The sequence below is a fragment of the Nonomuraea corallina genome (assembly GCF_027620315.1).
GTDB lineage: Bacteria > Actinomycetota > Actinomycetes > Streptosporangiales > Streptosporangiaceae > Nonomuraea > Nonomuraea corallina.
Genome location: NZ_JAPNNL010000113.1, coordinates 1 through 24056, shown reverse-complemented (window position 1 = coordinate 24056; position 24056 = coordinate 1). Strand labels below are relative to the sequence as shown.

20 protein-coding genes, 1 pseudogene and 1 riboswitch are annotated in these 24056 nt (G+C 71.6%); of the genes and pseudogenes, 11 read left to right on the top strand and 10 right to left on the bottom strand.

Features of this window, described 5'->3' with window-relative positions:
- Positions 1 to 371: pseudogene (locus OUY22_RS24530) on the top strand (hypothetical protein); the annotation flags it as partial.
- Between the two features lie 55 nt (positions 372 to 426).
- Here the strand turns inward: OUY22_RS24530 and OUY22_RS24525 are convergent.
- Both OUY22_RS24525 and OUY22_RS24520 read right to left on the bottom strand, forming a co-directional pair.
- On the bottom strand, positions 427 to 1452 hold the full coding sequence (locus tag OUY22_RS24525; protein ID WP_270157490.1) for a LacI family DNA-binding transcriptional regulator: 1026 nt from the start codon (positions 1450 to 1452) through the stop codon (positions 427 to 429).
- Positions 1449 to 2915, bottom strand: a complete 1467-nt coding sequence (locus OUY22_RS24520) for a glycoside hydrolase family 13 protein (protein WP_270157489.1) — start codon at positions 2913 to 2915, stop codon at positions 1449 to 1451. The genes OUY22_RS24525 and OUY22_RS24520 overlap by 4 nt, the downstream gene beginning before the upstream one ends.
- Positions 2916 to 3148: 233 nt before the next feature.
- On the opposite strand from OUY22_RS24520, the gene OUY22_RS24515 reads away from it, so the two are divergent.
- Positions 3149 to 4429, top strand: coding sequence for an ABC transporter ATP-binding protein (locus tag OUY22_RS24515; protein WP_270157488.1), 1281 nt, complete (start codon positions 3149 to 3151; stop codon positions 4427 to 4429).
- Positions 4430 to 4474: 45 nt separating this feature from the next.
- Here the strand turns inward: OUY22_RS24515 and OUY22_RS24510 are convergent, their stop codons facing one another.
- Positions 4475 to 5680, bottom strand: a complete 1206-nt coding sequence (locus OUY22_RS24510; RefSeq protein WP_270157487.1) for a hypothetical protein — start codon at positions 5678 to 5680, stop codon at positions 4475 to 4477.
- 104 nt (positions 5681 to 5784) lie between these two features.
- Here OUY22_RS24510 and OUY22_RS24505 point away from each other — a divergent pair, with 104 nt between their 5' ends.
- Positions 5785 to 6264, top strand: coding sequence for a hypothetical protein (locus OUY22_RS24505; protein WP_270157486.1), 480 nt, complete (start codon positions 5785 to 5787; stop codon positions 6262 to 6264).
- On the opposite strand, the gene OUY22_RS24500 is transcribed toward OUY22_RS24505, so the two are convergent.
- Together OUY22_RS24500 and OUY22_RS24495 are read right to left on the bottom strand one after the other, a co-directional pair.
- Entirely contained in the window at positions 6167 to 7375 is a 1209-nt protein-coding gene (locus tag OUY22_RS24500; RefSeq protein WP_270157485.1) for an acyltransferase family protein, read from the bottom strand. The genes OUY22_RS24505 and OUY22_RS24500 overlap by 98 nt on opposite strands.
- Before the next feature lie 131 nt (positions 7376 to 7506).
- On the bottom strand, positions 7507 to 8109 hold the full coding sequence (locus OUY22_RS24495) for an ACT domain-containing protein (RefSeq protein WP_270157484.1): 603 nt from the start codon (positions 8107 to 8109) through the stop codon (positions 7507 to 7509).
- A gap of 452 nt (positions 8110 to 8561) precedes the next feature.
- On the opposite strand from OUY22_RS24495, the gene OUY22_RS24490 reads away from it, so the two are divergent.
- Positions 8562 to 9119: a hypothetical protein gene (locus OUY22_RS24490; RefSeq protein WP_270157483.1), complete on the top strand. Its 558-nt coding sequence runs from the start codon at positions 8562 to 8564 to the stop codon at positions 9117 to 9119.
- 17 nt (positions 9120 to 9136) lie between these two features.
- On the opposite strand, the gene OUY22_RS24485 is transcribed toward OUY22_RS24490, so the two are convergent.
- From OUY22_RS24485 to OUY22_RS24465, 5 genes are read right to left on the bottom strand one after another with little or no spacing between them, the layout of a single operon-like run.
- Positions 9137 to 10393 carry a right-handed parallel beta-helix repeat-containing protein gene (locus OUY22_RS24485; RefSeq protein ID WP_270157482.1) on the bottom strand — a complete coding sequence of 419 codons (1257 nt, stop codon included), beginning with the start codon at positions 10391 to 10393 and terminating at the stop codon, positions 9137 to 9139.
- A gap of 57 nt (positions 10394 to 10450) precedes the next feature.
- Complete coding sequence (locus OUY22_RS24480) at positions 10451 to 12271, bottom strand: glycoside hydrolase family 13 protein (RefSeq protein ID WP_270157481.1); 1821 nt, start codon at positions 12269 to 12271, stop codon at positions 10451 to 10453.
- Positions 12272 to 12275: 4 nt separating this feature from the next.
- Positions 12276 to 13115: a sugar ABC transporter permease gene (locus OUY22_RS24475; protein WP_270157480.1), complete on the bottom strand. Its 840-nt coding sequence runs from the start codon at positions 13113 to 13115 to the stop codon at positions 12276 to 12278.
- Positions 13112 to 14680: an ABC transporter permease subunit gene (locus OUY22_RS24470; RefSeq protein WP_270157479.1), complete on the bottom strand. Its 1569-nt coding sequence runs from the start codon at positions 14678 to 14680 to the stop codon at positions 13112 to 13114. Before OUY22_RS24470 ends, OUY22_RS24475 begins: the two co-directional genes overlap by 4 nt.
- Before the next feature lie 3 nt (positions 14681 to 14683).
- Positions 14684 to 15955, bottom strand: a complete 1272-nt coding sequence (locus tag OUY22_RS24465; RefSeq protein WP_270157478.1) for a sugar ABC transporter substrate-binding protein — start codon at positions 15953 to 15955, stop codon at positions 14684 to 14686.
- A gap of 322 nt (positions 15956 to 16277) precedes the next feature.
- Here OUY22_RS24465 and OUY22_RS24460 point away from each other — a divergent pair, with 322 nt between their 5' ends.
- The 7 genes from OUY22_RS24460 to OUY22_RS24430 all read left to right on the top strand — a co-directional run bounded on the left by OUY22_RS24460 (position 16278) and on the right by OUY22_RS24430 (position 24034).
- Positions 16278 to 17624, top strand: coding sequence for a sensor histidine kinase (locus tag OUY22_RS24460; RefSeq protein ID WP_270157477.1), 1347 nt, complete (start codon positions 16278 to 16280; stop codon positions 17622 to 17624).
- A gap of 96 nt (positions 17625 to 17720) precedes the next feature.
- Complete coding sequence (locus OUY22_RS24455; RefSeq protein ID WP_270157476.1) at positions 17721 to 18536, top strand: aldo/keto reductase; 816 nt, start codon at positions 17721 to 17723, stop codon at positions 18534 to 18536.
- Between the two features lie 46 nt (positions 18537 to 18582).
- Positions 18583 to 19539: a Gfo/Idh/MocA family protein gene (locus OUY22_RS24450; RefSeq protein WP_270157475.1), complete on the top strand. Its 957-nt coding sequence runs from the start codon at positions 18583 to 18585 to the stop codon at positions 19537 to 19539.
- 115 nt (positions 19540 to 19654) lie between these two features.
- A riboswitch (cyclic di-AMP (ydaO/yuaA leader) is annotated at positions 19655 to 19792 on the top strand.
- A gap of 14 nt (positions 19793 to 19806) precedes the next feature.
- A complete protein-coding gene (locus OUY22_RS24445) occupies positions 19807 to 20580 on the top strand; it encodes a CHAP domain-containing protein (protein WP_270157474.1) in 774 nt (257 codons plus the stop codon).
- A gap of 87 nt (positions 20581 to 20667) precedes the next feature.
- Positions 20668 to 21108 (top strand): YciI family protein, encoded by a 441-nt coding sequence (locus tag OUY22_RS24440; RefSeq protein ID WP_270157473.1) that lies wholly within the window; start codon positions 20668 to 20670, stop codon positions 21106 to 21108.
- Between the two features lie 66 nt (positions 21109 to 21174).
- On the top strand, positions 21175 to 22422 hold the full coding sequence (locus OUY22_RS24435; RefSeq protein ID WP_270157472.1) for an RNA polymerase sigma factor: 1248 nt from the start codon (positions 21175 to 21177) through the stop codon (positions 22420 to 22422).
- Positions 22423 to 22705: 283 nt separating this feature from the next.
- Positions 22706 to 24034 carry an ABC transporter substrate-binding protein gene (locus tag OUY22_RS24430; protein WP_270157471.1) on the top strand — a complete coding sequence of 443 codons (1329 nt, stop codon included), beginning with the start codon at positions 22706 to 22708 and terminating at the stop codon, positions 24032 to 24034.
- The last annotated feature ends 22 nt before the right edge of the window (positions 24035 to 24056 follow it).

Genomic DNA, 24056 nt, shown 5'->3' with positions numbered 1-24056 from the left:
CCCACCAGACGCCGCCCGCCGAGACCTCCGGCGGCGTACGACGGCCTCGGGCGTCCGGGCCGATGCCGCCCGCCGAGACGTCCGGCCGCTTCCCGCGTCCCCGCGCGGCCGGACGGCCGCCGCATCCGCACCTGACCGGGCAGGGCCCGCTGCCGCCGCGCACGCGGCCCGCCAAGCCGGGCCGGAGCGTGTTCACCGGCTGCCTGGTCGCCGGCGTGGTCCTGCTGATGCTGCTCGCGCTGCTGGTCGCCGCTCTGCTGTGGCGGATCAACAGGTTGCCGGACGACGAGGCGGGCACCCCGGTGCAGGGCAAGCTGACCCTCACGGTCAGCGCCGAACGGGCCGGAGCACCCGGGACGCCTCCGGCCTGAGCCCCACGGGGCAGCCGAGGACCTGAGCCCCCGCAGAGGCAGCCGAGGCGCCGGCTTACCTGCTGACCAGCGGACCGGAACCGGTGGAGCCGCGGACCACCAGCTCGGGCTGGAAGATGAGCTCGACGTGCCTGGCGGGCGTGCCGCCGATCTCCTCCAGGAGCGTCTGCACGGCGGCGGTGGCCATCGGCCCGATCGGCTTGCGGACGGTGGTCAGCGGCGGGTCGGTGAAGGCGATGAGCGGCGAGTCGTCGAACCCGACCACCGACACCTCTCCGGGCACGGCGAGCCCGCGCTGGCGGCAGGCGCGGATCGCGCCCAGCGCCATCAGGTCGCTGGCGCAGACGATGCCGGTGCAGCCGCGGTCGAGCAGCTGCGAGGCCGCGGCCTGGCCGCCCTCGACGGAGAACAGCGAGTGGGTGATGAGGTCGTCCACGTCGCCTGCGCCGAGCAGGCTGCTCATGGCCTGCCGATAGCCCTCGATCTTGCGGATGACGGGGACGAACCGGCGCGGCCCGAGCGCCAGCCCGATGCGCTCGTGGCCGAGGTCGGCCAGGTGCTGCACGCCCAGGCGGGCGGCCATGCGGTCGTCGGCGGAGATGAACGGGGCCTCGATGTGCTCGCTGTAGCCGTCGACCAGCACGATGGGCAGGCCCCGGTCGATGAGCCGGGTGTAGCGGTCCATCCGGGCGGTGGTGTCGGCGTGCAGGCCGGAGACGAACACGATGCCGTTCACCCCCCGGTCGACCAGTTGCTCGGTGAACTCGTCCTCGGGAGCGCCGCCGGGCAGCTGGGTGCAGAGCACGGGCGTGTAGCCGTGCTGGGTGAGCGCCTTCTCGATGGCCTGCGCGAACGCGGGGAAGATCGGGTTGTCCAGCTCGGGGGTGACCAGCCCGATGAGGCCGTTGCTGCGCCGGCGCAGCCGCGTCGGGCGTTCGTACCCCATGAGGTCGAGGGCGGTCATCACCGCCTGGCGGGTGGTCGCGGAGACGCCCGGCTTGCCGTTGAGCACGCGGCTGACCGTGGCCTCGCTCACCCCAGCCTGGGCGGCGATGTCGGCAAGGCGGGCGGAGCCGTTCATGGCGAGTACTTTACTTTCCACCAGGCGGTCGAATCGGGCGAGCCGGGCGCGTCCGAGGCCAGCAGCAGGTCGCCGTCGACGTCGAAGCGGACCGGCGCCCCGGTCAGGTTGACCGTGCACAGCAGGTCGCCCCGCGACAGGACGAGCGTCCCTTCCGGGGAGTCGTGCCAGACCAGGTCGCCGGTGAACGAGCGGCGCAGCCGGAGCGCCTCGCGGTAGAGCTCCAGGGTGGAGCCGGGGACGCCCTGCTGGGCCTGCACGCTGAGCCGGGACCACGCGGCGGGGATGGGCAGCCACGGGTCGGTCCAGCCGAGGTCGCGGGTCCAGGGCAGCGGCACCCGGCAGCCGTCGCGGCCGCTGTCGGGGTCGCGCAGCCGCTGCGGGTCGCGCAGCACTTCTTCCGGCAGGTCGAGCACCTCGGGCAGACCCAGTTCGTCGCCCTGGTAGATGTAGGCGGAGCCGGGCAGCGCGAGGGTGAGCAGGGCGGCGGCGCGGGCCCTGGCCAGGCTGCCGTAGCGGGTGACGTGCCGCTTGACGTCGTGGTTCGACAGCACCCACGTGGTGGGCGCGCCGACCGAGCCGGCGGTGGCCAGCGAGGTGTCGATCACCTCGCGCAGCGCCTCCGCCTCCCACGGGGCGAACAGGTAGGCGAAGTTGAACGCCTGGTGGAGCTCGTCGGGCCGGACGTAGAGGGCCAGCCGTTCGGGGGTGGGCGCCCAGGCCTCGGCCACGCCGATCCGCTCCCCCGGGTACGAGTCGAGGACGCGCCGCCATGACCGGTGGATCTCGTGTACGCCGTCGTTGTCGAAGTACGGCACCACGTCGTTGCCGATGAGCCGGGTCTGCCCGGAGTGGCCGATGTCGGGCAGGCCGGCCGGCTTGACCATGCCGTGCGCGACGTCGATCCGGAAGCCGTCGACGCCCAGGTCGAGCCAGAAGCGCAGGATCGACTCGAACTCGGCCCGCACCTCGGGGTGCTCCCAGTTGAGGTCGGGCTGGCCGGGGTCGAACAGGTGGAGGTACCACTGCCCGTCGGCGGTCCTGGTCCAGGCCGGTCCGCCGAAGATCGACTCCCAGTCGTTGGGCCGGTCGCGGAAGATGTAGCGGTCGCGGTTCACGCCGCGCAGCGCCTCCTGGAACCAGGGGTGCCGGTCGGAGGTGTGGTTGGGCACGATGTCCACGATCACGCGCAGGCCGAGCCCGTGCGCCTCGTCGATCAGCGCCTTGGCGTCGCCGAGTGTGCCGAAGAGCGGGTCGACGTCACGGTAGTCGGCGACGTCGTACCCGAAGTCGGCCATCGGCGACGGGTAGAACGGCGTCAGCCAGATCGCGTCCACGCCGAGCCCGGCGAGGTAGGGCAGCCGATCGCGGACGCCTATCAGGTCGCCGATCCCGTCGCCGTTGCCGTCGGCGAAGCTGCGCACGTACACCTGGTAGATCGCGGCGTCTCTCCACCACGTCATAGGTCACCCCCGGAAAGTCTCGACCATTGAAAGGCTTTGCCGCAAGCTTGCGCAAGTCCTTACAAGGGTCACATTCCGGAAATAAGGCGGCACAAGCCACCAAAAACCCCGCCCGAAAACGCTGCCTGCTGGAACTTTTATGTCAAGGGTGGACATGTGGCGTTAAGGCGCGATGTACTACCTCATCAATCCGTCCCCGTCACTGGTGACACGCGCGCAAGGTGTGTGGGCCCATGAGCTCAGTCATTCTCGACAAAGTGACCAAGGTGTATCCAGGTGACCACCTGGCGGTCGACAAGCTGAGTCTTAAGGCTGAGGACGGCGAGTTTCTCGTCCTCCTCGGCCCTTCAGGCTGCGGGAAGTCCACGCTGCTCCGCATGATCGCCGGGCTGGAGGATATCACCGAAGGCGAGCTCTGGCTCGACGGCGAGCTCGCCAACCAGGTTCCTCCGCGCGACCGCGACGTGGCCATGGTGTTCCAGAACGGCGCCCTGTACCCGCACCGGACCGTACGCGGCAACATCGCCTTCCCGCTGGAGATCGCCAAGGCGGACCCGCAGCTCGTCCGCGAGCGCGTCAGGGAGCTGTCCAAGGCCCTGCACATCGACGAGACCCTGGACCGCCGGCCCGGCACGCTCTCCGGCGGCCAGCGGCAGCGGGTGGCCATGGGCCGCGCCATCGTCCGCCAGCCGAGGCTCTTCCTCATGGACGAGCCGCTGTCCAACCTGGACGCCGGCATGCGCACCGAACTGCGCATGGAGATCTCCGCGCTGGTCAGGTCGCTCGGCATCACCACGATCTACGTGACGCACGACCAGGTGGAGGCGCTCACCCTGGCCGACCGGATCGCCATCCTCAACCGCGGCGTCCTGCAGGACTTCGGCACTCCGGCTCAGATTTACAACGATCCAGCCACCGCCTTCGTGGCGGCGTTCCTCAACTCGCAGCAGCTCAACCTGCTGGCGGCCGACGTGCACACGCCGCAGAACCAGTACGTGATGCTGGACTTCGGCCCGCACCGGCTGTCCATCCCGTGGAGCGATCCGCGGGCGTACGCGATCTCGCAGCACACCGGCGGGCAGGTGTTGATCGGCATGCGCCCGGACGGGCTGGCCCCGGTGCCGGAGTCGTACGACGGCCCGGCCTTCTACGGGCGGGTGCGCACGCTGGAGTACCACGGCCACGAGTGGATGGCCTACATCGAGTGCGGGGTGCCGGCCGTGCCGGTGCCCGAGCCGCCGGACCCGCGCGAGGTCCGCAGGGGCCATGGCGCCTCGGGGGGCGGACTCGGCGCGCTGGTGCGCCGCATGTTCCCGCAGCGGCAGGAGCCGCAGGACCTGGAGCAGGCCGACCAGAACTCCAGCAACGGCCTGCACCGCCGTGCCGATCTGACGGTCCGGCTGGGCAACCGGCCGGTGTGGCGCACGGGCGACGCGGCCAAGGTGGGCATCGACATGAGCAGGCTGATGATCTTCACCCCGGACGGCGCCCGCATCGACAAGCCCCGCCGTTAGGCCCTTCGCCGCCACTTTCCCGCCAGGGCTCCCCCTGCGGGTGGGTCACCGGCCTGGCGGGGGTGTGATCGACCAGCGGGGGCCGTCGGGGGTGTCCTCCACCTGCACGCCGCCCTGCAGCAGCGCCCGGCGCAGCGCGTCGGCGACCTCGTAGCGGCCCTGGGCGCGCAGCTCGGCGCGGAGCGCGAGCAGCGGCTCCATGACGGCGTGGACGCCCGCCGTGGCCGCCTGCTCGCCGAGCCGGGCGATCAGCAGCCGCATCAGCTCCCTGGCCTGCTCGACGCCGCCCGAGTCCTCCTCGGTGTCGGCCGCCCAGGACATGATCTCGGCCTCCAGTTGCAGCACCGCGCGGGCCGCCGCCGCCAGGTCGGGCACGGCCACCGCCTCGGCGAAGGCGCGCTCGCCGGCGTGGATGGTCTCCTCCAGCGTCACCTGGACCGGCGCGGCCCGCGAAGGCGGAGGCGGGGGCGGCGCGCCCGCGGGGCCGCCTTCGGCCAGGCGGCGCAGCTCGGCCAGGCCGGTGCGGGTGCCCGCGGGCAGGACCGTGGCCGAGCCGGGCAGCCGGACCGTCACGCCGCCGCGCCCGGCGACCTCGACGCTCTCCGTCATCAGGTCGACGACGAGCGCGGTGTGCTCGTCGACGCCCAGCACCGCGGCGCCCGGCGGCAGCTCGCGCTCCATCCGCGACAGCCGCCGCTCCCCCAGGTAGCAATAACGCGTGTCGTGGGTGCCGCCCTCGGCGTTGTCGAAGTGGGGGATCACCACGGCGCGCAGCCCGAGCGGCTCCAGCAGGTCGACGCCCTCGCGCCAGTGGGGGTCGGCGCCCACCTTGTAGATCTCGTACACCGGCACCGTCGCGGTCCCGGCCGTGCAGGCGGCGGCGGAGGCGAGGACGGTCACGCCGGTCCTGGCCCGCACCCGGGCGCGCAGGTCGCCGGCCACGCCGGAGCGGGCCCAGCGGTCGAGCGCGTAGGTGGGGCTGCCGGGCCCGGAGAACACCCAGTCGGCGCCCGCGACGCGGGCCTCGGCGTCCGGCGCCACCTCGACGTCGAGGCCGACGCTGCGGGAGAAGTAGCGGCGGGCGCGGGCGGAGATGTCGGCCGCGTTCTCCTGGAACGCGTACGGCGTGTCGAGCAGAATGCACCGGGCGCCCGGCGGCAGCCGGCGGGCGGCCGAGCGGTGCACCTCCACCATGGTCGGGCTGGTCTCCCCTGATCCCATCAGGACGAGCAGTCCGGGTGTCTCGGACATGGGCCCTCCCCTCCTTCCTTCCGCCCTCGGCCTGGAACCTCACCGTTCGCGACACTCATGCAGCATGCACGCTGTTGCGTACGAGTGGCAGTAAGCTTGCTGTGGTGACAGGAAGACACGTGGTCCGGGTCGAGACGCTCATGCTACGGGCGAGCGCCGACGGATCGTGGGCCTACCGGCGTGCCGAGGTGCGCCCGGAGCCCGGCGAGAGCCCGGACGAGGCCGCGCGCCGCTCCTGCGGGGTCTCCGCCGGCGACCAGCTCACCGTGGTCCACTCCACGAGCTGGCGCCATCTGCCGGACGGCGAGATCGTGCTCACCTACGCCGTGTGCCCCGACCCGGAGCCGTGGCTGCCCGCCGTCACGCTGCCCCGGCTGGAGCCCGCCCGGGGCGCCGCTCCGGCGCGGCCCGCGCCGGAGCGGGTGGAGGTGGATCACGTCGCCGCGCACGCGGTGCGCCACCTGGCGTTCCTCCTGGCGGAGGACCCTATCGTCCGGCGGACGCTGCTTCGGCACCCCGCGCTGGCCCCGGCGCTGGAGAACTGGGTCGCGAGCGGGCGATCCGGCGCCCCAGCTCCTGCATAGGCCGCTCCACGAAGCGGTACGTGAGCGCGCTCAGCCCGACCACGACCGCCAGCACCAGCGCCGTCATGACGAGCTGGTAGGGCAGCGGCTCGGCGCGCAGGTCGCCGGAGATCCGGGTGAAGTACTTGAGCACCGGGTGGTGCACCAGGTAGAGCGAGTAGCTCACCAGCCCCAGCCAGGCGAGCACCCGGGGCACCCGCCGGTCGCGCAGCGCCATGCCCGCCGCGAACGTGGCCGCCGTGAGCGCGATCGTGGCGATCCACACGCTCGGCTGCACCCACCACCAGCCCGCCGTGATCGCCCAGAACGGCACGCAGGCGACTATCACCACCGTGACCAGCACCGGCCAGGCCCGGCCCGTGCCCCGCTCCCAGCGGTAGATCGCGGTGCCGGCGAACATCAGCGCGACCACCGCCACGCCCACCCACGGCACCCGGCTGCCCAGCACCAGCAGCGCCAGCGCCATCACGCCGAGCACGACCGCCGCCGTCCTGCGGAACCGCCCGGTGATCAGGCAGACGAGCCCGGCGGCGAACAGCGCGCACGACACGTAGGCGACCCACGGGCCGCTGATGACGGCCCGGGTCAGCAGCACCCCGGTCACCACCGACCCGGACGCGAACAGCATCGCCAGCAACCCGCTGCGCTCGTGCAGCCGTGCCAGGAACAGCGCGGTGACCAGCAGGTAGAACACCATCTCGTACGAGAGCGTCCACATGGTGTCGACGATCCCGGCCACGTCCACGACGTCGAGCAGCATGGTGGCGTGCCCGGCGACGGCGGCCCAGTCGCGTGCGACGGCCGGGCGGACCGGCACCCACCAGTGCAGCGCCAGCACCACCAGGCCGACGACGAGGAAGAGCGGGTAGAGGCGGAACAGGCGGCTGAGCCAGAACGCGCGCACGTCGCCGTGCCGCTCCAGCGACGCCGGGATGATGTAGCCGCTGACCAGGAAGAAGACGAAGATCCCGTACACCCCGAGACTGAACCAGGTGGGGCGGGCGGAGGGGATGAACCAGGGGATCATGTGCTCGGCCACCACGGCCGACGCCCCGATGCCCCGTAGCGCGTCAAGCCAGGCCAGACGTGGCTGAGAGATCGGAGCGGACACCCGCCCAAACCTACCCTGATCGGACGGAGTAATCCTCCGTGATCGAAAACGATCCCGCGAGCTTCACCGGCACACCGCGCCCACCCGCACGGCGAGCCTGGAAGACGGCTCCAGCGCTGGGGGCGGCCCGGTCAGGCGCGCGCGGCCAGGGCGGAGACGACGTCCACGATCCGCACGGCGCGCTCCAGCTCGGCGCGGTGGAAGCAGGGCCCCTCGGCCCGGGCGACGAGCAGGTGCAGCTGGTGCGCCGTCATCGGCAGCAGCATGAGCCGGACCTTCTCGCCGTCCACCGTGGCGGCGCGCAGCGGCGGCTCGGGCAGGTCGACCAGCTCGGGGGCGGCGATGGAGCTGTGCAGCACGGCGCCGTCGGCGTAGGCCACCGACCATTCCGCGCCGCACAGCCCGGGAAGGGCGTCCACCAGCGTGGCCAGGCCGCGCGACGGCTCGCTGGCGACGTGCATGAGCAGGTCGTAATCGGGGGCGGAGCCGGGGACCTCGCGGGTCGGCCAGACGCCCTCCACGCGGACGCCCGGCAGGGCGGAGAAGCGGTCGCGCACCTCGTCCAGGTCCGCGGCCCCCGGCCAGGAGACGGTGAAGTCGTCCACGGCCCGGCCCATCTCCCGTTCGAGCACCGTGACCTGGAGGATGTCGGCGCCCAGCATGCCCAGCACCTTGGCGACCTGACCGAGCCCTCCCGGCCGGTCAGCCAGCGACACCCTCAGTCGCAGCAGCATTACCCCTCCCCTTTCCCGTGGCCTTCACAGTGCCGTGGGAAGGTTTCCGGCAGGTTCCACGGATATGTCACGCATGCTGCGCTTAATCCCAGCATGCAGGCTTCAATCCGCCTATACCGCCAACAGACGGGCAAAGCTCCCCGCGCTTTTCGCCAACCGGGGCGGATCAGGCGCATCTCCGCAGCATCCGGCCGTTACCGTCCGGGTCGCCGGCGGACACGCACGCGTTCCACCGGGCCGCCGCTCCCCCCGGCCGGCGTGCCGGGGGGCGTCCTCTGGCTGCGGTTTCGCCGGGGCGTCGGCCGAAATGCGCCCGGATCGACACCACCGCGGGGTCGGGAATAGGTAATCATTGATCTCGTCGAGCCACGACGGGTGTGGCCGGAGAACGTCGCAGAGAGCGCGGTGCGGTGAGGGGCAGCAGAGGATGGCCTGGGTGGCTGCATGTCGGCGTGCTGGAGCACAGGCTGACGCGGATGTGGGAGCCGGGGACGCTGCCCCCGCCCGAGTCCCTCGTGGCCGTCATGACCCTCGCGGCGGTGCCCCGGGCGCTGGGCGCCCGCCTGGCCGACCATCTCGACGGCGGCCTGGTGGTGGGTCCCGGCTCCGTTCCCGACCTGCCGGCCTTCGAGAAGCTGCGCGCCATCCCGCTGCCGCAGCAGGAGGGCACGTGGGAGCGTAGCGCGGGCGTCTACGACCCGGTGCTGCGCCGCATCGCGGTCGGCAGCGTGCCGTCGCCCTCGGTGAACGTGTGCGGCCACGAGCTGGGCCACGCCATCGACCACTCCGACGGCCGGCCGTCGGCCGACCGCTGGTGGACGTTCCTGCACACGCTGCGCCGGCCGCGGCTGGAGTCCCCGTACCGGCAGGACGCCTCGGAGCTGTTCGCCGAGAGCTTCGCCTGCGTGCTGACCCGCCGCACCGGCAGGCTCATCTCCCTGCTGGGCGGCGACGAGCCCGCCGCCCGCCAGGTCTACGGCTGGATGTCCGGCCGGTACGGCATCGGCTGAGCGTCATCGGCTGAGCGCTACTGGTAGGCCCCCGCGTGGCGGGTGGAGGACGGCAGCGGCTTGCCGGTGAAGTCCTTGGCCAGCGCGGCGCCGCCGAACCAGGAGACGCCCAGGCGGACCGCGCGGCCGCGGGCCGGCGACGAGGGCGCCAGGCGCAGGTTGGAGCGCGAGACGAAGCGCGGGTCGCTCATGACGGACCCGGAGCCCAGCCTGAACTCGGCCTTGCGCGCCCTGTAGACGCTGGCCGCCTCGTCGGCGCCCTTGCCGTCCGCGTAGCCGGCCGTGCCGCCCACCGCGATCACGTTGTTGCGCAGCTTGAGTATGGCCGGGGAACAGCCGTCGTGGCAGGACCAGCCGATGGTGTGGCGGGCCGGCATGTAGACGGAGTTGTGCACGGCGGTGGTGCCCTTGACCGGGCCGACGATGTGCCGGGGGCCGCGGGTGACCAGGAACGAGCCGGTCTTGAGCGAGGAGGTGACGACGTTGAAGGCGTACAGGTTGCCGGTGGCGGTGTCGCCCTTCTTGGCGCCGAGCTCGCTGAAGGTGTTGTTGTTGTGGCTGCGGTTGTGGGTGATCCGGTTGCGGTTGCCGCCGAACACCTCGATGGCGGCGCCGTCGACGCCGTAGTCGTGGCTCTTGGCGTGGCTGCCGGTGATGGTGTTGCCGGTGACGAGGTTGTCGTCGCCGTTGAGCAGGATGCCGAAGGCGCCGGAGTCGTTGTCGCCGCCCTTGTCGTTGACGCTCATCCGGTCGTTGTCGGCGAACGTGCTGTCCTTGATGGTGTTGCGGGCGCCGGTGGGGGTGACGCTGACGCCGGCCACGTTGCGGTCGGCGCTCACCCCGGACAGCACGTTGGAGTCGCCCTTGATCTCGAACCCGGACCACAGGCAGTTGGAGGCGCGCAGCCCGCTGATGCGCCAGTGGCTGCCGCTGACGACGACGCAGTTGGCGTCGCGGCCGCTGATCCTGGGCCGGGCACCCTTGCCGTAGGTCTTGACGGTGATGGGCGAGCGGGCGGTGCCGCTGGCGCTCAGCGTGAGGGAGCCGGTGAAGCTGCTGCCGCGTTTGACGGCGACGGTGTCCCCCGGTCCGAGCTCGGCGGCGTTGACCGCGTCGAGCGACCGCCAGGCCCGGTCGGCGCTGGTGCCGTCCGCCGCATCGTCCCCCGCCCTGGAGTCCACGTAGTAGGTGGTGCCGGCTGATGTGGACGCCTGGGCGGGCAGGGACAGGGCGGGCAGGAGCGAGGCCAGAACGGCCACGGAGAGTAACCTCATCGGGGCGCACCACTAACTGTGTCAACTTATGGCGGAAGGGCACCAACCGTAGCGTGGTCAGTTGACGAGCCGCCACACAGTCAGCGACGGTTCAGCACCTTTCAGCCGATTCGGAGGATTCGAGGGATTCGGAGGATTCGGGGGATGATCCGGGGGATCGCCGTGGACGGGCTCGGCCCCGGCGGGCGGCGCCGGCGTGACGCCCGGGGCGCGCCGCGCGCACACCAGCAGGGTCTCCTCGTACGTCTCCCGCGCGAAGACGAGGCAGTCGGCGTCGGCGTGCAGCCAGCGCAGCCCGCCGCGGCGCAGGGCGGGCTCGCGGCGGCGCAGGCCGAGCAGCTCACGGTGGGCGGCGAGGGTGGCCGGGTCCCGGTCGGCGGGGCGGTGCCACGGCATCGGGGTGCGGGAGTGCTCGCCGTTGACGCCGGTGAGCCCGAACTCGCTGCCCGCGAACACCATCGGCGTGCCGGGCAGGGTGGCCTGCAGGCCGAGCGCGACCAGGTGGCGCTCGCGCGAGCCGGTGACGGTGCGGATCCTCGGGGTGTCGTGCGAGTCGAGCGGCTGCCAGGAGTGCACGAGCGAACGCCATGACAGGTGGGAGGCGAAGGAGCGCAGCGTGGCGAGGGTGGCCAGGCCGTCGCGGCGCGGGACGGCGCCGGGCACGCCGAGGAAGTGGTCCAGGCCGAGGTCGTCCCCGCGCAGCCAGGCCCAGACGGGGCGGGTGAAGCCGGCGTAGTTCATGGTGCCGTGCCAGCCGTCGCGGTCCAGGTCGCCCGAGGCGTCGTGGTTGTGCTCGGCGACGAACGCCGCGTCGGGCGGCAGGGCGCGGCGCAGCAGGGCGGCGGCCTCGTGGTTGTGGTCGTCGAGGCCGGACCGGCCGGTCATGTTGGCCACGTCCACCCGCCAGCCGTCGAACGTCCCGGTCCAGCGGGTGATCACCTCGGGCAGGCGGGCGCGGACGAGCGGGCTGCCCCAGTTGAGCTTGGGCAGCGTCTTGACGCCCCACCAGGCCGCGTAGTCACCGGTGACGGGGTCGAAGAGGTACATGTCCCGCTCGGGGGCGGCGGCGTCGGAGACGGCGGCGGTGAACCACGGGTGGGCGTCGCCGGTGTGGTTGGCGGTGAGGTCGCCGATCAGCCGCATGCGGCGGGCGTGCAGGGCGTCGGACAGCCGGCGCAGGGCGGCGTCGCCGCCGAGCAGCGGGTCGGCGTGCTCGAAGGAGGCGGCGTCGTAGCGGTGGTTGGAGCGGGCCGGGAAGACCGGTGTGAGGTAGACGGTGTCGGCGCCGAGGCTCTCGACGTGGTCGAGGTGGCGCACGACGCCGTCCAGGTCGCCGCCGTAGAACTGGCGGGCGGCGCCGGGCCCGCTGGGGATGACCGGGTCCCGGTCCCAGTCGCGGGGCAGCGCCCAGGGCGGGAGGTCCGGCATGGGGCCTGATCGGGCGAACCGGTCGGGAAAGATCTGGTAGACGATCGAGTCGGCCATCCAGTCCGGCGGGGGGTCGTGGCACACCAGGCGGAAGTCCCCGGAGTCCGGCAGGTCGTGCGCGAACAGGCCGGCGGCGGTGAGCCACGCCTGGCCGCCGGTGGTCTCCAGGAGGAAGCGGTAGCGGGTGACGAGGTTGACGGGCGTGACCTCGGCCCGCCACCAGGCGTCGGATCGTCCGTACCCGGCGACGGGCCGGCCGGTCCGCTCGGGGTCGGGCGCGGCGCGGGCGTAGCGCGGCTCGCCGTCGTGTACGGCGCGCACGTGCACGCCGGTGACGCCGGCTGCGCGCGGGGCGCGCAGCCAGAGGGTCACCGGCCTGCCGGGCTCGGGGGCGGGTGTGGAGACGTACAGGGCGGAGCCGTCGTGGTGCGGCCGATCCAGGAAGCGCACGGATTCACCCCTTGACGGCTCCGGAGGTCAGGCCGGAGACGATGTACTTCTGCAGCCAGAGGAACACGCTGACGGTCGGGATCGCGGTGAGCAGCGTGGCGGCGGCGAACATGCCGAAGTTGTCGTTGCGCCGGTCGCCGGCGATCATCCCGTACATGCCCACGGCGAGCGTCTTGCTCTCCGGGTCGCGCAGGAACACGTTGGCCATGAGGAACTCGCTCATCGTGGTGATGAACATCAGCAGCGCGGTCACCGCGAGGATCGGCGTCACCAGCGGCATGATGATCTTCCAGAAGATCTGCGCGTGGGTGGCGCCGTCCACGGTGGCGGCCTCGTCCAGTTCCTTCGGCACGGTGTCCAGGAAGCCCTTCATCAGCCAGGTGTTCACGCCGAGCGCGCCGCCCAGGTAGAGCAGCATGAGCCCCCACACGGTGTCGAAGCCGAACGCCGGGTACAGCTGGGTCACCCTGGTGAAGATGATGAAGATCGTCACGATGGCGAGGAACTGCGGGAACATCTGGACCAGCAGCAGCGCCAGCAGCCCGACCCGGCGCCCGGCGAAGCGCATGCGGCTGAAGGCGTAGGCGGCGAACATCGACAGCAGCAGGCCGGCGAACGACGACAGCAGCGCGATGAACACCGAGTTGAAGAACCATCGGCCGAACGGGTAGACGTCCGAGGTCAGCAGCTCGCCGAAGTTGGCCGGGCTGGCGCCGGTCGGCAGCAGGTCGGTGGAGGCGAGGGTGCCCAGCGGGTTGAGCGCCGCGGACACGACGAACAGGATCGGGAAGATCGCGAACGCGCACACGGCGAGCACGAACGCGTGTCTCAGCGCGAGCCTCACGCGTACACCTCCTCCTGCTTGCGGGTACGGCGGAACGCCACGGCCGAGACGATCGCCACGATGGCGAAGATGAACACCGTGATGGCGGCGGCGAACCCGAACTGGGCCCCGCCGGTGCCGAAGGCCAGCCTGAACGTGTAGGTGATGAGCAGGTCGGTGGCCCCCACCTGCGGGTTCTCCGCCGGGAACGGCCCGCCTTCGGTGGTGAGCTGGATGGCGTTGAAGTTGTTGAAGTTGAACGCGAACGACGAGATGAGCAGCGGCGTCAGCGCCACCAGCAGCAGCGGCAGCGTCACCCGGCGGAACGCCTTCCACGGGGTGGCCCCGTCGATGGCGGCGGCCTCGGTCAGCTCGCGCGGGATGGCCTGCAGCGCTCCGGTCGTCACCAGGAACATGTACGGGAAGCCGAGCCACAGGTTGACCAGGATGACGGCGAACCGGGCGGTGAGCGGCTCGCCGAGCCAGTCCACGTTCAGCCCGAGCAGTTGGTTGACCAGCCCGAAGTCGCGGTTGAACAGGTCACGCCAGACCAGCAGCATCGCGAACGACGGCATCGCGTACGGCAGGATGAGCACGATCCGGTAGGCCTTGGTGCCGCGCATGCGCGGATGGTGCAGGGCCAGCGCGACGGCCATGCCGAGCGCGAACGTGCCCGCGACGGAGGCGAGCGCGAAGACCGCGTTCCAGCCGAACACGCCGAGGAAGTAGCCGGAGATGGTGGGGTTGGTCAGCACCCGGGCGAAGTTGTCGAGGCCGACGTTGACCTGCCAGCCCTGGGCCAGGCGTTCACCGGCGGCGTTGACGAAGTAGCCCTGCGACTCGTCGGCCTGGTACGGCCCGCCCTCGCCCCGCACGCAGTCGCAGGCGGCGTCGTGGACGAGCGCGGCCTTGCCCTCGACGGCGCGGCTGAGCCCGTTGGCCTTGATCGCCCCGCCGTCGGTCGGCACGGTCAGCGCGGCGATCTGCGCGCCGCGGGCGGCGGCCTGCGGCGCGGTCAGCACGGTGACGCCGGGCGCGCGCAGCACCCGGCCGCTGACGCCGACCTCGGCGCCGGGCAGCGGCGACAGCCCGCCGTCGTCGCCCAGCCGGACCTGCTTGGTGGCCGGGTCGACCAGGAGGAAGACCAGCTCGTCGCCGCGCAGCGCGGCGGTGAGCCGGTACTCGGGCGAGCCGGGAGCCTGCCGTACGGAGCCGCGCTCGATGGCGGTGATCGCCGCGGCCTTGTCGCCGCGGTGGCCGTCGCCGAAGTTGGTGAAGGCGGTGGTCACCGTGTAGAGCACCGGGAACACCTGGAAGGCCAGGAGGAAGACGGTGCCGGGGATGAGGTACTTGGCCGGGACGAAGCGCCGGGTCAGGTAGAGGCAGGCGATGGCGGCGGTGGCGCCGAGCAGCACGCCCAGCCCGAGCCAGGACCGGGTGGCGATCAGCGGCGGCGCGGCGTAGAGCAGGATCGCGGCGGTGACGGCGAGCACCGCGATCCTGCTCACCACGAAGGCCGTGGTGATGTGGCGGCGGGGCCGCGGAGCCTGCGACGTCTCCCCGGTCTCGCGCACGTCGAGCGCCATGGGTCAGTTCTTGAGCGAGCCGTCGATGGTCTTCTGCGCGGCGGAGGCCGCCTGGTCCGGGTCGCCGCCCTTGACCGTGGCGGCCTCGGCGATGCCGAACGGCTCCCACACGGCCTGCATCTCGGGGATGGCGGGCATCGGCATGCCCTCCTTGCCGGCGTCCATGAACTTGCCCGCGTCGGCGTCGCCCGCCTTGACCTCGTCGAGCGCGGCGGTCAGTGCCGGCGGCCTGGGGTCGGCCTCGTACAGGGCCTTGGCGACGTCCTTGCTGGTCACGTAGTTGGTGACGAACTCCTGGGCGAGCGTCTTGTTCTGGCCCTTGGCGGCGACGAAGAACGACTGGACGCCGACGAACGGGGTGGCCGGATCGCCGCCCTCGAACGTCGGGACGGGCGTGATGTCGTAGCCGAAGCCGCCCTTCTTGACGTCGGCCATCGCCCACGGCCCGGAGATGAGGTAGGCGCACTTCTTGCCGACGAAGCTGGGGATGTAGTTCTCGGTGGTGATCGACGTCTTGAGCGCGCCGTCGCCCTTCTCGCCCAGGTCGCGCAGCTTGCCGAAGGCCTTGACCGAGCCTTCGGAGCCGACCAGCACCTGCTTGGGGTCGGGGTCGCCGGTCGGGGTGTCGCCGAACAGCTTGCCGCCGCCGGCGGCGAAGAGCGGGTAGACGTGGAAGGCGTCGCCCTTCTGGCCGACCGGCAGGCAGAGGACCTCCTGCACCTTGCCGTCGTCCTTGAGCTTCTTGCCGGTCGCCACCAGGTCCTCGACGGTGGCGGGCGCGTCGGGGGCCAGGTCGGTGTTGCGGATGAGCGCGATGTTCTCGACCGCGTACGGGGCGCCGTAGATCTGTCCGTCGAACGTGACGGCCTTGATCGCGATGTCGGAGAACGCCGCCTTCTGCGCCTCGGTCAGGTTGACCGGCTCGATGGCGCCGTTCTGCACCAGGTTGCCGATCCAGTCGTGCGCGCCCACCATGACGTCGGGGCCGCTGCCCTGCTGGGAGGCGGTGAGGAAGGTCTGCTGGTTGTCCTTGCTGATCTCCTTCACCTCGACGGTCACGCCGTTCTCGGTGCCGAACTGGTCGGCGAAGGGCTTGAGCGCCTTGACCCGGTTGGGGTCGGCCCAGATGACGAGCTTGCCGGACGCGGGGGCGGCGGAGGCGGATCCGCTGGGGGCCGCGGCGGGCGTTGCGGAGGGGGTTGCGGGGTCGGAGCCGGCGCAGGCGGTTAAGGCCAGTGTCGCCAGAGCAGCCACACCCAGGACTCGCTTGCTCACGAGACCTCCAGAAAGATCGTTATTAGACCGCTTTTACGGCTTTGTTTCCGGGACGTTAGCCGTTCTCTGCAAGATTTGGAAGATCTTGCAAGGGAGCGTTACCCGATCCTCATCCATCAGCGTCCGGGAACGGTCCCGGCGCAGCACGATCGCGGTGTGAAACTTGCGGCAAGTTTGCGGGCCCCGGCGACCGCCGGGGATGCTCGCCCGATTTTCTCTCCGCGCGCGGCTCCCGTCACGCGCCCGCCGCCTGCCGGGAGCATGGACCTTTCTTTCCCCGAGCGCGGCGGTCCGGCGACGATGCGGTGGGTAGCGTCGATGAGTGCGCCTGTGGGCCCGCTCCCTGCGAGGACGCGTCACCATCATCGCCACGGTCGTCGCCGCTCTCGTGCTCACCCCCGTGGCGATCGCGGTCGTGCTCGTCAGCCGCCACCTCGTCGCGGAGTCGACGTGGGAGGCCACCGGGGAGACCGCCGGCCGCATCGCCGCCCAGGTGCGCTCCGGCGAGCTGGGGCCCGGCAGCACGCTGCCCATGCTCGACCCCGAGGTGGACCTGATCCAGCTGGTCTCCGGCGACGGGCGGATCCTGGCCACGAGCGACGCGGCCAGGAGCCTGCCGCGGCTGAGCGACGTGCGGCCGCCGACCGGCGGGGAGCCCGTCGACGTCACCGACTGCCTGCCCACCATGTGCCTGTACCTCAGCGCGACGCGGGCCGGTCCCGCGGCCGGGGCGCCGATCGTCTACGCGGGGCGGCCCACCCCCGCGCTGCTCGCCGACCGGAGCATGGAGGTCAACGCCGCCGCGCAGCTTGCCGCGATCCTCGCGCTCACCGCCTGGGCGACCTGGGCGGTCACCGGCTCGGCCCTGCGCCCGGTGGCGCGGATGCGGCGGGAGCTGGACGACATCACCGCCCGTGACGTCAGCAAACGGGTGACGCAGCCGCCCGGCGACGACGAGGTGGCCCAGCTCGCCCGCTCCGTCAACGGCACCCTGGCCCGTCTGGAGCGCTCGGGGGCGCAGCAGCGCCAGTTCGCCGCCGACGCCTCGCACGAGCTGCGCACGCCGATCGCCGGGCTGCGCACCCAACTGGAGAGCGCCCGGCTCTACCCGGACGAGACCGAGGTGCCGGCGCTGGTGGAGTCGGCGCTGCGCGACACCGACCGGCTGGAGGCCATCATCACCGACCTCCTGCTGCTGGCCAGGATCGGCTCCGACGTGGACGCGGCCAGGGAGCGGGTGGACCTGGCCGGCCTGGTCCGCCAGGAGCTCGCCACCCGTAAGGACCGCATCCCGGTGCGGACCGAGCTCACCGAGGGCGTGGTCGTCGACGGGGTCCAGCTCCAGCTGGCCAGGCTGCTGGCCAACCTGCTGGACAACGCCCAGCGGCACGCCGAGAGCCAGGTGACGGTCGAGGTGTCGAGCGAGGACGGCCAGGCCGTGCTGGCGGTGGAGAACGACGGCGCGCAGATCGCCGTGGCCGACCGCAAGCGCATCTTCGAGCGGTTCACCCGGCTGGACGCGGCCCGCAGCCGGGACGCGGGCGGCACCGGGCTGGGCCTGGCGATCGCCCGCGACGTCGCGGAGGCGCACGGCGGGCGGATCCGGGTCGAGGACTGCCCCACCGGCGCCCGCTTCGTGCTGCGCCTGCCGGAGGCGCCGCCCGAGTGACCCCCGTCTCCCGGCCAGGTGATGGCCGGTTCACGACCGGTTCAAGGCGGCGCGGACGACGGAACCGGGCGGAAGGAGAGGTGAACAATCAGAGGCATGAACTCGCTACGGCTTTATCGAGACGGCGTCGAGATCCCGCAGCTCGGCCTGGGCGTCTGGCAGGTGCCGGACGACGAGGCCGAACGGGTCGTGCTGACCGCGATCGAGGCCGGCTACCGCCACATCGACACGGCCACGCTCTACCGCAACGAGGAGGGCGTCGGCCGGGCCGTGCGCGCCTCGGGCATCCCCCGGGAGAGGCTCTTCGTCGCCACCAAGCTGATGGGCGGCGACCACGACCGGGTGGAGCAGGCCTTCGACGAGAGCCTGACCAGGCTGGGCCTGGATTACGTGGACCTCTACCTGATCCACTGGCCCGCGCCCAGCCACGACCAGTCCGTCCTGGCCTGGCGCGGCCTGGAGAAGCTCTACCGGGACGGCCGGGCCAGGTCCATCGGCGTGTCCAACTTCACGGCCGGCATGCTCACCAAGCTCATGGACGACACCGACATCGTGCCCTGCCTCAACCAGATCGAGCTGCACCCGTACCTCCAGCAGCGGGAGATGCGCGAGTTCCACGACAGGAACGGCATCCTCACCGAGGCGTGGAGCCCGCTCGGCGCGGGGCGCGGGCTGCTGGACGAGCCGGCGCTGGCGGTGCTGGCCGACAAGCACGCCCGCACGCCCGCCCAGATCGTGCTGCGCTGGCACGTCCAGCTCGGCAACGTGGTGATCCCGAAGTCGGCGACCCCGTCGCGGATCAGGGAGAACATCGACGTGTTCGACTTCATCCTGGACCAGGAGGACATGGCCGCGATCGGGGCGATGAACGCCCACCGCCGCCTCGGCTGGGATCCCGCCACGATGGACTGATCAGCACACATATCGCTTCCTGGGATGAATCTGTACGATCTTCCGGGTGCGCGACTTAGCGTGGGGAATCGCCGCCACCGGCGGCATCGCCAGGACCGTGGGCGCCGTCATCGCCGCGGAGCCGGGGATGCGCGTGGCCGCGGTCGGCTCCCGCGACCTGGGCAGGGCCGAGGCGCTGGCGGCGACGCTGGGCGCCGGGACGGCCCACGGCTCCTACGCCGAACTGTGCGCCGATCCGGCGGTGGACGCCGTCTACGTCGCCACCCCGCACGCCCTCCACCTGGAGGTGGCCGAGGCCGCCATCGCGGCGGGCAAGGCCGTGCTGTGCGAGAAGCCGCTCGCCGCCACCGTGGCCGACGCCGAGCGGATGGTCCGGCTGGCCCGCGAGGCCGGGGTCTTCCTGATGGAGGCCCTGTGGATGCGGTTCGACCCGTTGATCCGGATGCTCGCCCGCGACGAGCGCTTCGGCGAGATCCGCTCGGTGCGGGCCTCGTTCGGCTTCGCGCTCCCGTACGATCCCGCGCACCGGCTGTGGGCGCCGGAGCTGGGCGGCGGCGCCCTGCTCGACCTGGGCATCTACCCGATGGGGCTGGCCCAGCACTTCCTCGGGCAGCCCGAGAGCACGCACTTCACCGGCTCGGCGGCGGCCAGTGGCGTCGACGCCGAGGCGGGCGGGCTGATGCGCTATCCGGGCGGCAGGCGGGCCCTGGTGGAGTGCTCGCTGGTCGCCGCCTACGCCAACGACGCCTCCGTCGTCGGCACCGGGATGCGGGCCGACCTCGACGCCCCGTTCTGGGCTCCGCGCCGGGTCGTGCTCAGCGGGCCGGGGATGGAGCCGGAGGAGCACGTGCTGGACGATCCGGCGGACAACGGGTACGCGGGCGAGCTGCGCGAGGTGCGGGACTGCCTGGCCCAGGGCCGCGCCGAGAGCGCGATCATGCCCCTGGACGACAGCCTCGCCATGATGCGGATGCTGGCCGACGCGCGGAGCCAGATCTCCTGACTTTGGCTTTGCCCCCTTGTCAATCTCTTGCCGGATGTATTACCTTGTTGCCCCGTTCAAGGCATACGTCCCGTTTGTCCGATTCGCTGCCTTGAACGTCTCGTATCGCAGGACAGCCCTGCGACCGCTGAATCCGCCCTGCGCGGAGCCGGGGACCCACGTCCCTCGGGGTGAATCGGCGCCTCCCGCGCCGTAGGGCAGCTTCCACGCCCGAACCCGTCAGCTAACCCGGTAAGCGGCATGGAAGCAAGGAGTTGTATCCCTTCGATGGTCAGACATCGTCTCCCCCGTGTCCCCAAGTCGAAGCACATCCTCACCGTCGCGGCGACCGCCCTGGTCGCCTGCGCCGTCGGCTCCCCCCTCCCCGCCCACGCCGACCCGGGACCCGACCAGAACGTCCGGCTGACGGCCCAGACCGGCCCCGGGCACACCAGCACCAGTCAGGCCGGCACCGGCCAGACCAGTACCGGCCAGACCAGTACCGGCCAGACCAGCACCGGCCTGAACGCCTCTTCTCAGGCGAGGCCCACCAAGACCGACCAGATCAACGTCACCGCCGCACAGGTGCTCGCCCTGGCCAGGTCCCAGATCGGGGTCCGGGAGAACTCCAGGGGCGGCGGCACCAAGTTCCAGGAGTGGTACGCCGGCTCGCAGCGCGCCCTGGAGACCATCGCCCGCGACGGCGGCAACCGCGCCGGCTACCTGAACGCCCCCTGGTGCGCCATGTTCGTCTCCTGGGTCGGCGAGCAGATCGGCGCCCGCCCCCAGATCGGCTGGGACGCCTACACGGTGACCCATGCCCGATGGTTCACGGCCAACAAGCGCTGGGGCACCGAGGCCAGGCCGGGCGCCGTGGTCTTCTTCGCCTGGAACGGCAGCAAGAGCATCGGGTCGATCCAGCACGTCGGATTCGTGGTGAAGGACAACGGCAACGGGACGATCTCCACGATCGAGGGCAACACCGGCAACGGCGTGGTCGAGGAGCGGATCCGCCCCAAGTCCCAGGTGGTCGGCTACGGCTACCCCGAGTACGCCACCTGAGTTCTCGGGAAGAATCCCTGGGGTGTCGAGGCGGGCGCCGCTCGTTCGACGCGTTGACGAGACCCGGGACGCCAAGGAGCACACCCCATGAAATTCATGATCATCGGTAAGGGCAGCGCCGAGACCGAGGCGGGCGCCATGCCGAGCCCGCAGCTCGTCGACGACATGACGGCCTACAACGAGTCGCTGGTCAGGGCCGGCGTCCTCCTGGCCGCCGAAGGGCTCCACCCCAGCTCCCGCGCCGCCCGCATCGTCTACGGCCCCGGCAAGCCCAAGGTCGTCGACGGGCCCTTCGCCGAGACCAAGGAGATCATCGCCGGCTTCTGGCTGATCCAGGTGAAGTCCCGCGAGGAGGCCGTGGAGTGGGCCCTGCGCGTCCCCGTCCCCGAGGGCGGGGAGGGCGTGGGCCTGGAGCTCTGGCAGGTCTTCGACATAGCCGACATGCCGGAGACCTCCCTCAGCCCGGAGACCGCCCGGCGCGAGTCGGCGGTGCGCGAGTCCCTGGAGAACCCGGGCCCGGACGCCTGACCACCGCGCAGCACCCCCCAGCGTGGCTCGGCACCCGGGTTGCGGCCCTCCGAGCGGACTGTTTGCATGGGCCCCGTGACCGCTGTGGAGACGAACCGGGCCGTCGAGGCCGTCTGGCGCATCGAGGCGGCACGGCTGATCGCCGGGCTGGCCGGGCTGGTGCGCGACGTCGGCCTGGCGGAGGAGCTGGCGCAGGACGCCCTCGTCGCGGCGCTGGAGCAGTGGCCGCGCGAGGGCGTGCCGCGCAAGCCGGGCGCCTGGCTGATGACCGTGGCCAAGCGCCGGGCCGTCGACCTGATCCGCCGCCAGGAGCGCTACGCGCGCAAGCTCGCCGAGCTCGGCCGGAGCCTGGAGGACGAGCAGGAGCCGCCCGGCGTCGAGGAGATCGAGGACGACCTGCTGCGGCTGGTGTTCACCGCGTGCCATCCGGTGCTGTCCACCGAGGCGCGGGTGGCGCTGACCCTGCGGGTGCTGGGCGGGCTGTCCACCGACGAGATCGCGCGGGCGTTCCTGACGCCCGAGCCGACGGTGGCGCAGCGGATCGTGCGCGCCAAGCGGACCCTGGCCGCGCGGCGGGTGCCGTTCGAGGTCCCGGCCGGCGCCGAGCTGGCCGAACGCCTCCCGCCTGTGCTGGAGGTCATCTATCTGATCTTCAACGAGGGCTACTCGGCCACCGCCGGCGACGACTGGATGCGGCCGGCGCTCTGCGAGGAAGCGCTGCGCCTGGGGCGGGTGCTGACCGGGCTGATGCCGCAGGAGCCCGAGGTGTTCGGCCTGGTGGCGCTCATGGAGATCCAGGCGTCCCGCGCCGCGGCCCGGGTGGACCCGTCCGGGGAGCCGATCCTGCTGCTGGAGCAGAACCGCGCCCGGTGGGACCGGCTGCTCATCCACCGCGGCCTGGCCGCCCTGAAGCGGGCCGAGGAGCTGGGTGACGGCTCGGGCCCGTACACGCTGCAGGCCGCGATCGCGGCCTGCCACGCCCGCGCGCTCACCGCGGCGGAGACCGACTGGGAGCGCATCGCCGACCTGTACGCGCGGCTCGCTGCCCTGTCGGGCTCGCCGGTGGTCGAGCTCAACCGCGCGGTGGCCCTCTCCATGGCGTACGGCCCGGAGGTCGGCCTGGAACTGGTCGACCAGCTCGCCGCCGAGCCGGCCCTGCGGCGCTACCACCTGCTGCCGGGCGTCCGCGGCGACCTGCTGTTCAAGCTGGGCCGGCGCGGCGAGGCCCGCACCGAGTTCGAACGCGCGGCGGCGCTGACCCGCAACGGCCGCGAACGCGCCGTCATGGAACGGCGCGCGGCCTCCTGCGGATGAGCCACGACCGGCCGGTTCTCCCCTACAGGTGAGCGCGTTTGTGCCGGTGTGCGGGAGAAACGGTGCGGGTGAGATGGGAGCGCTCCCAAGTGGTCCTTTGGGCGATACATCCCCTTACAGACACTTCAACGGTCACGAAATGCCCCAGAGGTAACGGTTGAGTTTCAGGACGTTGACGCCTGGACGCACTCCGGGCACTCTTTGTGGGAGCGCTCCCAAGGACTTCCTATCGCGGGATTGTCGCGATGCACCTCCCAAGATCCACACCCAAGAGGGGTACGGTATGACGAACCACAAGCGCTTTGCAGTAACCGGTGTCCTGGTCACCGCGCTCGCCGCGGTGACCGCCGCCTGTGGTGGCGGAGAGACGCCGGCCCCCTCGGCCGGTGCGAGCGCGCCGGCCGAGCCCGTCACCATCAACGTGCACACCTTCGGCGGCGGCGAGAACTTCGGCTACGACGAAGCCGTGAAGAAGTGGAACGCCGAGAACCCGAACATCCAGGTCAAGTACTCGAACCTGACCGACAGGTTCGAAGACGTCTATCTGCCGCAGCTGCTCCAGCGCCTCCAGGCCGGCAGCGGCGCCGGCGACATCGTCGGCATCGACGAGGGCGCGATGGGCCTGTTGGCCGCCCGTCCGCAGTTCTTCACCGACCTCGGCGAGCACGGCCTGCAGGACCGCAAGGCCGACTTCCCCGCGGCGAAGTGGGAGACGGGCATCAACGCCGACGGCAAGCTGTTCGCCCTGGGCACCGACATCGGCGGCATGACCATGTGTTACCGCAAGGACCTGTTCGAGAAGGCGGGCCTGCCCACCGACCGCGAGGAGGTCGGCAAGCTCTGGCCGACCTGGGACGCCTACCTTGAGGCGGGCAAGAAGTTCACCGCCGCCGACACCGGCGCGAAGTGGATGGACGGCCCGAACACCATCTACAACGTGATCCTTTCGCAGGAGGCGCCGAAGAACGGCAACATCTCCTACTTCGACAAGAACAACACGCTCGTGGTCGAGTCGAACCCGGCCGTCAAGACCGCCTTCGACTGGGTGCAGAAGTTCAGCCAGCAGGGCCTGACGGCCAAGCTGCAGGCGTTCACGCCGCCGTGGAACAAGGCCATCAAGGGCGGCGACTTCGCCACCATGGGCTGCCCGTCGTGGATGCTCGGCGTGATCTCCGGCGCGGCCGGCGAGGGGAACAAGGGCAACTGGGACGTCGCGACGGTGCCGGGCGGCACGGGCAACTGGGGCGGCTCCTGGCTGGCCATCCCCAAGCAGACCAAGCACCCGAAGGAAGCCGCCCAGGTGCTCAACTACCTGACGGGCAAGGAAGGCCACATCGCGGCCTTCAAGGAGGCCGGCGCCTTCCCGAGCTCCCTGACGGCCCAGCAGGACCCCGAGGTCGCCGGGCTCAAGAACGAGTACTTCAACGACGTGCCGACGGGCGAGATCTTCTCGGCCTCGGTCAAGGACCTGCAGCCGGTCTTCATGGGTGAGAAGCACGCCCAGGTGAAGACCTCGGTCGAGAAGGTGCTGGAGGGCATGGACCAGGGCGCGGTGGCGTACGACGAGGCCTGGGCGAAGTTCGTCGAGGCGGGCGTCAAGGCAGCGGGCTGACGCTCCCACTGGACCGGGTGGC